This window comes from Micromonospora sp. DSM 43699 (assembly GCF_055517075.1).
Genome location: NZ_JBTMMT010000275.1, coordinates 1 through 379, shown reverse-complemented (window position 1 = coordinate 379; position 379 = coordinate 1). Strand labels below are relative to the sequence as shown.

The window sequence follows — 379 nt, the reverse complement described above, 5'->3', positions numbered from 1 at the left end:
CCGCGACATCCCGACCCAACACCACCGCACGATGCTCAAACACCGACCGCGACGACACCAACGACCAACCCACATCCACCAACCCCGCACCAGACCCCGCACCAGCGCCCGCACCAGGGCCGGCATCGTCGCTGGTAAGTCCCGCGCACACCTCACGCAACCGGGCCGCCTGCGCCCGCAACGCCCCCACCGACCGCCCCGACACCACCACCGGCACCACCGACATGGACCCACCAGCACCACCTTCACCATCGGCATCGGCATCGGTGGACCCAGCGGCCATGGCCTCCTCAAACTCCGGAGCCTGCTCCAAAATCAGATGCGCATTCGTCCCCGAAATACCGAACGCCGACACCCCCGCACGACGCACACGATCCAC

At 67.8% G+C, this 379-nt stretch carries 1 pseudogene; it reads right to left on the bottom strand.

Going from position 1 to position 379, the window contains the following annotated elements:
* A pseudogene (locus tag AC0AIB_RS31620) lies at positions 1 to 379 on the bottom strand (hypothetical protein); the annotation flags it as partial.